The sequence below is a fragment of the Streptomyces sp. PA03-1a genome (genome assembly GCF_033792805.1).
Classification (GTDB): Bacteria; Actinomycetota; Actinomycetes; order Streptomycetales; family Streptomycetaceae; genus Actinacidiphila.
Map to the genome: position 1 here is coordinate 1 of NZ_JARAVO010000342.1, position 7,371 is coordinate 7,371.

A 7,371-nucleotide genomic window follows, 5' to 3' on the forward strand; every position below is an offset into this window, starting at 1 on the left:
CCCGTGAGGCGGGCGGGGGCGCGGGGGGCGGCTCCGGCGGCACAGGCGGCTCCGGCAACGGTCAGGGCGGGCAGCAGGCGGCCCCGGGGGCCCCTGCCGCCCCGACGGCGCCGGGTGGTGCGCCGGTCTACCCGGGCACCGCGAGCGATCAGACGTCGCTGGGCGCGATCGGCAGCGGGGGCGGCATCGGCCCCGGTCTGCTGATCGTCGCCGTCAGCTGCCTCGCTTTCCTGGCCACGCGGTGGATCCGTCCCGCCGCGGGAGCCGGCGGGGGCTACGGCCCAGGAGGCTGGGACTGACCGGGCGCCACGAGCGGGCCGGGGCGGAGGATCATGGAGGTATGACCAGCTCACCTCGCGCCCGCGCCTTCGACCGGGCCGCCGGACGGTACGCCGCGAACCGTCCCTCGTACCCGCCGGCCCTCCTCGACGCCGTGGAGGAGCTGGCGGGGCACCGGCTGCACGGTGCCCTGGTCGCCGACGTGGGCGCGGGGACCGGCATCGCCACCGCGCTGCTGCACCAGCGCGGCGCCCGGGTGGTGGCCGTGGAGCCGGGCGACGGCATGGCCGCGGAGCTGCGCCGCAACCTGCCGGACGTCGCCCTGGTGCGCGGGGACGGCGACCGGCTGCCACTGGCCTCCGGCGCCTTCGACTTCGTGACGTACGCGCAGGCCTGGCACTGGACCGATCCGCGGCGGTCGGTGCCGGAGGCGCTGCGGGTGCTGCGGCCGGGCGGCGCGTTCGCGCTGTGGCGCAACGACCCCGACGTGTCGGTGCCGTGGATCGCCGGCGAGCAGGACCGGCTGGGCGGCTTCTTCGGGAAGCTGTCCCATCCCCGCTCGGGGCGGCTGCCGGGCGGGCCGGGTTTCGCCGAGCACCGGCTGCCGTGGTCCCGGCGGGTGCCCGTCGAGGTGCACCTGGCGAACGTCGGCACCCAGTCGGCCTTCCTGGTGCTCGGCGAGGAACGCGCCGGCGCCTTCCTCGCCGCCGAACGGGAGCGCCTGCTGCGGCACTTCCCGGACGGCGTGGTCGAGGAGAACTACGTCGTGACCTTGGTCCTCGCGGTCCGCTGACGCGCGGCCCGGCCGGCCCCGGACGCCCCGGGCCGCCCGCGGTTGATCAGGACGACGCCCGCGATGCCGATCGCCCCGCCCGCCAGTTCGGTGGGCCGGGGGATCTCGCCGAGCCACACGAAGGCGACGAGGAGGGCCACCGGCGGTACGAGGTACAGCGCCGCCGTCGAGGTCGCGAGGCTGAGCCGGGCGACCGCGTACCCCCAGATCACGAAACCCAGCGCGGACGGCAGCAGGCCGAGGTAGACCGCCGAGGCGAGGGCCGGGCCGGGGGCGTGGGCCGCCGCCCGCACGGTGCCGGGGGCGAGTGGCAGCAGCATCAGGGTGCCGGCCCACATGGCGTAGCAGGCCACCTCCAGTCCGGTGTGGCGGCGCAGCAGCGGTTTGGTGGCGGCGTGGTAGACGCCCTGGACGACGGCGGCGCCGAGGACGACGAGCGCGCCCGCGGTGAAGTGCGCGCCGCCGCGGGCGAGGGCGATGACGGCGGCCCCACCGATCGCCACGAGGCTGCCCGCCACGACGGTGCGGGTCAGCGGTTCGCCGAGGAAGGCCGTCGCGAGGAACACGCTGAAGGCGGGGGCGATGGCGACCAGCAGGCTGGCGGTGCCCGCGGGGACGTGAACCTCGCCCCAGTTGAGCAGCAGTTGGTACGCGGCCATGCCGGTCAGGCCGCACAACGCGATGAGCGGCAGGTCGCGCCGCCGTGGCCGGCGGACGCCGAGCAGGGGTGCGGCCACGGCGAGCGCGGCGGACGCCACGGCCAGCCGCAGGAAGGACAGACCGGCGACCCCCAGCCCCTCCAGGCCGACGCGGATGGCGGGGAACGCCGAGGCCCACAGCACGACGGTGCCGGCGAGGGCGAGGACACGGGGCGAGGGGGCGGGAGGCTTCACGTGTCCCACTGTCCCGACTAGGATGGAAAAGATCCAGTTACCCTTTCTTCCGAAAACGAGAAGGTGGGCTTTATGCTCGACGTCCGCCGGCTGCGCCTGCTGCGGGCCTTCTCGGTGCACGGCACGGTCGCCGCGACCGCCGAGGCACTGCATCTGACCGGCCCCGCCGTCTCCCAGCAACTCGCCGCGCTGGAGCGGGAGACCGGGGTCCCGGTCCTGGAGAAGCGGGGCCGCACGCTGCGGCTGACCCCGGCCGGGCGACTGCTGGTGGAGCACGCGGAGGTGATCCTCGGCGATCTCGCCTCCGCCGAGGCCGCGTTGGACAGGCTCCGCGGGGGCGCCGGCGGCCCCGTCCGCGTCGCCGCCTTCCCGTCCGCGGCGCGCACCCTGATGCCGGAGGTGTGGCGGCTGCTCGCCGGCGGGGATGCCGGTGCGTCGACCGGGCTGAGGATCGCCGAGCACGAACCCGCCGCGGCGGTGGAGCTGCTGCGGCGCCGTGAGGCCGACATCGCCGTCGTCCACGCGTACAGCCTGCTCCCGCGCGAGGTGCCCGCCGGCTGCGAGCAGCACCATCTGATGGAGGACCCGGTGCTGCTCGCCGTTCCTCCCGCGCTCGCCGCCGAACACGGCCTGGGCCCGGGCGAGGCCCTCGACCTGGCGCTCCTCGCCGGGCAGGAATGGCTCATGCCCGGACCGGACACCTCCTGCCACGAGCTGACCCGGCGGGCCTGCGGCGCGGCCGGATTCGTGCCCCGGCCGGTGGCGCTGGCCAGTGACTTCTCGGTGCTCACCGCCCTCGTCGCGGCCGGTGCGGGTGTCGCGCTCGTCCCTCGGCTGGCACTGCCCGCCGCCCTGGACGGCGTCAGCCTGCACCCGCCCGCGCACCCGGTGACCCGTACGGTCTCGGCGCTGCTGGCCGCCGGCACCGCCGGGCAGCCGCCCTTGCGCCGCGTGCTGGAGTGTCTGGTGGCCGCGGCGGGGCGGCACGCCTAGCGTGGGCGGAGCGGCAGCGGGGACCGCCCGGCACAGGAACCGAGGGAGCACGCATGAAGAGCGCAGATCTGCTCGCCGACGCCTTCGGCAGGATCCAGGAGACCGTGCACGAGGCCGTCGACGGCATGCCCCTGGACGGCCTGCACGCGCGGCCCGACGAGGGGGCGAACTCGATCGCCTGGCTGATCTGGCACCTGACGCGCATTCAGGACGACCATGTGGCCGGCGTCGCGGGCACCGGGCAGCTGTGGACCGACGGCGGCTGGGCCGACCGCTTCGGCCTGCCCTTCGCGCCGTACGACACCGGGTACGGCCACCGCCCCAAGGACGTCGCCGCGCTGCGCGTCGCGTCGGGCGAGCTGCTGACCGGCTACCACGACGCGGTGTACGAGCACACCCTGGGCTACCTGCGGACGCTCCGCGAGACGGACTTCCCACGCGTCGTCGACACCAGCTGGGATCCGCCGGTGACGCTGGCGGTACGGCTGGTCAGCGTGGTGTCGGACGACCTGCAGCACGCCGGGCAGGCCGCGTTCCTGCGCGGCTGCGTGGAACGCGGCGCGCTCTAGCGGCGGTCAGGCGCCCGCTCAGACGCCCGGTCAGACGCCCGGTCCGGCGTCGGCCCGGTCGTACTGCAGCAGCACGACCCCGTTGCCGAAGGTCTGGGTCCCGGCGAGCCGGAGGGCGGTGAGCGTGCCGGCGTCGGGGAAGACCGGCCTGCCCCGGCCCAGCACGACCGGGTGGACGTAGATCCGGTACTCGTCGACCAGTCCCAGCCGCAGGAACGAGGCGGCGAGGTCGGCACCGCCGAGCACCAGGTCGCCGCCCGGCCGCGCCTTGAGCTCCAGGACCTCCTCGGCGACGACGTCGCGCACGATCGTGGTGTTCCACTCGGCCCGCTCCAGCGTCCGCGAGTACACGAACTTCGGCATGTCGCGCCAGATCCCGGCGAACTCCGCCTCGGCGGGGCTGCTCTGCGGGTCGGCGTCGGCCGTGGGCCAGTAGGCGGCCATGAGCTCGTGGGTGACGCGGCCGCTCAGAAAGGCGCCCATCGTCTTCAGCCGCTCGTTCATGTGGAGGTGCAGTTCCTCGTCCACGCGGTGCCAGTCGATCTCACGGTCGGGCCCCTCGAAGTAGCCGTCGAGGGACACCGCCATCTGCAGGATGATCTTTCGCACGGGGGTCCTCCCCTGGGTTGCCTACGACCCACCGGACGATACGCCCCCGGGGTCGCCGGGGACGCCCTTCACGGGCGCGCTCCGGAGGCGCCGGAGGTGGTCCCCGCCGGTTCCCCGACGGCGCTGAGCGGGGCAGCCAGGGACTCCAGGCTGCGCCGCTCGGCGCGTACCCCGATGGCCGCCTCGACCAGGCCCGCGAGGGTCATCAGGGCGGCGCCGAGGCAGAAGGCGAGGGTGGTGTCGCCGGGCTCGCCGCTGCCGACCAGGCCGTTGAAGAGCAGGGGGCCGGTGATGCCGCCGAGGGCGGTGCCGACGGCGTAGAAGAAGGCGATGCACAGCGCACGGGTCTCCAGCGGGAAGATCTCGCTGACCGTCAGGTAGGCCGCGCTGGCTCCCGCGGAGGCGAGGAACAGCACCGCGGTCCAGCAGGCCGTCATGGTGACCGCGCTGAGTGCGCCCTGCTGGAACAGCCAGGCGGTGCCGAACAGGAGCAGGCCGGAGCCGACGTAGCTGCCGGTGATCATCGGCTTGCGGCCCACGGAGTCGAAGAGGTGACCGAGCAGCAGCGGGCCGAGGAAGTTGCCGACCGCGATGACGGCGAAGTAGTAGCCGGTGTCACCGTTCGGCACGTCGAAGAAGGTGGTGAGGATGACCGCGTAGCCGAAGGTGACGGCGTTGTAGAGGAAGGCCTGGCCGGAGAAGAGCGCGAGACCGAGCAGCGTGCGGCGCGGGTACTCGCGGGTGACGGTGCGGGCGATGGTGAGGAAGCCCAATTCGCCGCGGGGGCGGATGAGGATGCTCTCGCCCGGCTCCGGCAGGGGCTTGCCGCTCTCCTCGGCCACCGTGCGCTCGACGTCGGCGACCAGGCGCTCGGCCTCCTCCGCCCGTCCGTGGGTGAACAACCAGCGCGGGCTCTCCGGCACGTGACGGCGCACCAGCAGGATGACCAGGCCCAGGACGACGCCGATGCCGAAGGCGAGCCGCCAGCCGACGTCACCGGCGAACAGCGAGGTGTCCAGCAGGGCGATGGACGCGAACGCGCCCACGGCGGCGCCGATCCAGAAGCTGCCGTTGATGATCAGGTCGATCCGGCCGCGCACCCGGGCGGGGATCAGCTCGTCGATCGCCGAGTTGATGGCGGCGTACTCGCCGCCGATGCCGAAGCCGGTGAAGAAGCGGCACAGGATGAAGAACCAGGCGGTCCACGACACCGCGGTGACCGCCGTGGCCGCGAGGTAGACGGCCAGGGTCACCATGAACAGCTTCTTGCGGCCGAGCCGGTCGGTCAGCCTGCCGAAGAACAGCGCGCCCAGGCAGGCCCCCGCGACGTACACCGCGGCCGCCAGCGTGGTGACCTGGGCGGTGCTGATGTCGATGCCGCTGCCCTGCTCGGCCAGCCGGCCCGCCATGTTGCCGACGATGGTGACCTCGAGGCCGTCGAGGATCCACACGGTGCCCAGGCCGATGACGATGCGCCAGTGCCAGCGGGTCCACGGCAACCGGTCCAGCCGGGCCGGCACATCGGTCCGCAACGCTCCCGGCGGGTCGGCATGAGCCGTCGACGCTGACATGGTCACCTCCGTGAACGAGCCGTTCTGTCCGGAAGCGCGCCTTCCCCCGCCGGGGGCGTTCATGCTGCGGGCGGTCAGCCGTAGAAGTTGCGCTCCCAGCGGTGCCGGGCCAGGACCGCGAGTTGTTCCGGCGTCAGGGGCCGGCCGTCGCTCAACGCGGTGTTCCGCTCGACGTTGCGCACCGACCGCATGCCGGGGATGACGGTGGAGACCGCGGGGGCGCTCAGCACGAACCGCAGGGCGGTCTCCGCGATGTCGTCGGGGTCGATGCCGAGGTCGGCGACAATGGCGTCCACGCGGCGCTCCACCTGCGCGGGGCGGTCGTCACGGAAGTAGCGGTTGCGGAAGTCCCCTTCGGGGAAGGTGGTCCCGGCGGTGATCCGGCCGGTCAGGCCGCCCTCGTCGAGGGCCACCCGGACGATGACGCCGACGCCCTGCTCCTGGCAGGCGGGGAGCAGCGCGTCCGCCGGTGCCTGGTCGAAGACGTTGTAGACCACCTGCACCGTGTCCACGAGCCCGCTGCGGACCAGGGCGAGGGCGTTGTCCGGCTCGTGGTCGTTGACCGACACCCCGAAGAGCCGGATCTTGCCCTCCTTCTTCAGGTCGGCGACGGTCTCCGCCCAGTCCCCGCGGCCGACCCACTCGTCGCTCCAGACGTGGAACTGGAGCACGTCGAAGTGGTCGAGCCCGGCGGCCCGCAGGCTGGTCTCGAGGCTCTCGCGGATGTGGTCGCCGGGGAACGCCTCCGCCGGGTCCACGCCGTCGGGGGCGGGCCACAGGCGGTTCTTCGGCGGCACCTTGGTGGCCACGAGGATCTCGTCACCGGCCCGGGCGCGGTCGCGGACGACCCGTCCGACGATGCGCTCGCTCTCGCCGTAGCCGCGGGCGGTGTCGATGAGGTTCACCCCGAGGTCGACGGCCCGGTTCAGGGCGCGCAGCGACTCGTCCTCGGTCGCGCCCACCCACGCGGACTCGCCGATCCCCCAGGCTCCGTAGCCGATCTCCGACACCCGCAGCCCGCTGCGTCCCAGGTCCCGGTAGCGCACAGTCGTCCTCCACTCGTGCCGTCACCCGCGGAGCGGTCTCCGCAGCCACGACGATAGGCGACCGGCCGGCACAAGGTCGTCAGGGTTCCTTCGCGGCGCCGTCGGCGGTGACCGCGCATACCCCAACGGAGCCCGGGGCGCGGCGCGTTCGGCGATTCCGGGCCTTCGGCCCACCCGCGGGTCCTAGCGTGGCCGGCCCAGTACGAATGACGGGGGGGGAGAACAGGGGGACCGCTGTGCCGAACCCGTCCGGCGGAGGACCGCCGCGGCGCCGCATGATCGAGCCGACGCGCATCATCACCGCGCGGGAGACGCCCGGAGGGCCGGACGAGCCGTGGGAGGAGTCCCTCGGCCTCTTCCGCCCCGCCGGCGGTGCCGCCCCGCCCCGGGAGGGCGGCCCTGACACCCAGGCGCTGCCCCGCACCGGACCGCCTCCGCGACGGGCCGCGCCTCAGGCCGCGGACCCCCGGGCCGCGGATCCCCGGGCCGGGACCAGGACGGCACCGCCCCGGCGCTCCCCCGCCACCCGGCGCGCGCTGCGCGTCGCGCTGCTCACCGGCACCGGCGGCGCCGCCGGTGCCGGTGAGCAGCGCGACGCGCAGCGCGCGCCGGGTGGCG

The 7,371-nt window shown here is 74.5% G+C and carries 7 protein-coding genes and 2 pseudogenes; 5 read left to right on the plus strand and 4 right to left on the minus strand.

Annotation, left to right across the window (positions count from 1 at the left end; all coding sequences use genetic code 11):
* A pseudogene (locus PV341_RS42140) lies at positions 1-299 on the plus strand (S1 family peptidase); the annotation flags it as partial.
* Between the two features lie 41 nt (positions 300-340).
* A complete protein-coding gene (locus PV341_RS42145) occupies positions 341-1,072 on the plus strand; it encodes a class I SAM-dependent methyltransferase (protein ID WP_500324101.1) in 732 nt (243 codons plus the stop codon).
* Here PV341_RS42145 and PV341_RS42150 read toward each other — a convergent pair.
* Positions 1,039-1,965 carry a DMT family transporter gene (locus tag PV341_RS42150; RefSeq protein WP_500324100.1) on the minus strand — a complete coding sequence of 309 codons (927 nt, stop codon included), beginning with the start codon at positions 1,963-1,965 and terminating at the stop codon, positions 1,039-1,041. The genes PV341_RS42145 and PV341_RS42150 overlap by 34 nt on opposite strands.
* A gap of 72 nt (positions 1,966-2,037) precedes the next feature.
* On the opposite strand from PV341_RS42150, the gene PV341_RS42155 reads away from it, so the two are divergent.
* Together PV341_RS42155 and PV341_RS42160 are read left to right on the plus strand one after the other, a co-directional pair.
* Positions 2,038-2,958, plus strand: coding sequence for a LysR substrate-binding domain-containing protein (locus PV341_RS42155; RefSeq protein ID WP_500324099.1), 921 nt, complete (start codon positions 2,038-2,040; stop codon positions 2,956-2,958).
* Between the two features lie 53 nt (positions 2,959-3,011).
* Positions 3,012-3,527, plus strand: coding sequence for a mycothiol transferase (locus PV341_RS42160; RefSeq protein ID WP_500324098.1), 516 nt, complete (start codon positions 3,012-3,014; stop codon positions 3,525-3,527).
* 30 nt (positions 3,528-3,557) lie between these two features.
* Here the strand turns inward: PV341_RS42160 and PV341_RS42165 are convergent, their stop codons facing one another.
* From PV341_RS42165 to PV341_RS42175, 3 genes are all read right to left on the minus strand, one after another.
* Positions 3,558-4,136 carry a dihydrofolate reductase family protein gene (locus PV341_RS42165; protein WP_500324097.1) on the minus strand — a complete coding sequence of 193 codons (579 nt, stop codon included), beginning with the start codon at positions 4,134-4,136 and terminating at the stop codon, positions 3,558-3,560.
* A 68-nt stretch (positions 4,137-4,204) separates the two neighbouring features.
* Positions 4,205-5,707, minus strand: a complete 1,503-nt coding sequence (locus tag PV341_RS42170; protein WP_500324096.1) for an MFS transporter — start codon at positions 5,705-5,707, stop codon at positions 4,205-4,207.
* Between the two features lie 74 nt (positions 5,708-5,781).
* The gene (locus PV341_RS42175; protein ID WP_500360632.1) at positions 5,782-6,753 is read right to left on the minus strand and encodes an aldo/keto reductase; all 972 of its coding nucleotides are present in this window, start codon (positions 6,751-6,753) and stop codon (positions 5,782-5,784) included.
* A gap of 275 nt (positions 6,754-7,028) precedes the next feature.
* Between PV341_RS42175 and PV341_RS42180 the strand changes: the two are divergent.
* A pseudogene (locus PV341_RS42180) lies at positions 7,029-7,371 on the plus strand (hypothetical protein); the annotation flags it as partial.

Coding starts and splice junctions, on each gene's coding strand:
- PV341_RS42145 (WP_500324101.1), top strand. CDS start 341: ATGACCAGCTCACCTCGCGCCCGCGCCTTCGACCGGGCCGCCGGACGG.
- PV341_RS42155 (WP_500324099.1), top strand. CDS start 2,038: ATGCTCGACGTCCGCCGGCTGCGCCTGCTGCGGGCCTTCTCGGTGCAC.
- PV341_RS42160 (WP_500324098.1), top strand. CDS start 3,012: ATGAAGAGCGCAGATCTGCTCGCCGACGCCTTCGGCAGGATCCAGGAG.
- PV341_RS42170 (WP_500324096.1), bottom strand. CDS start 5,707: ATGTCAGCGTCGACGGCTCATGCCGACCCGCCGGGAGCGTTGCGGACC.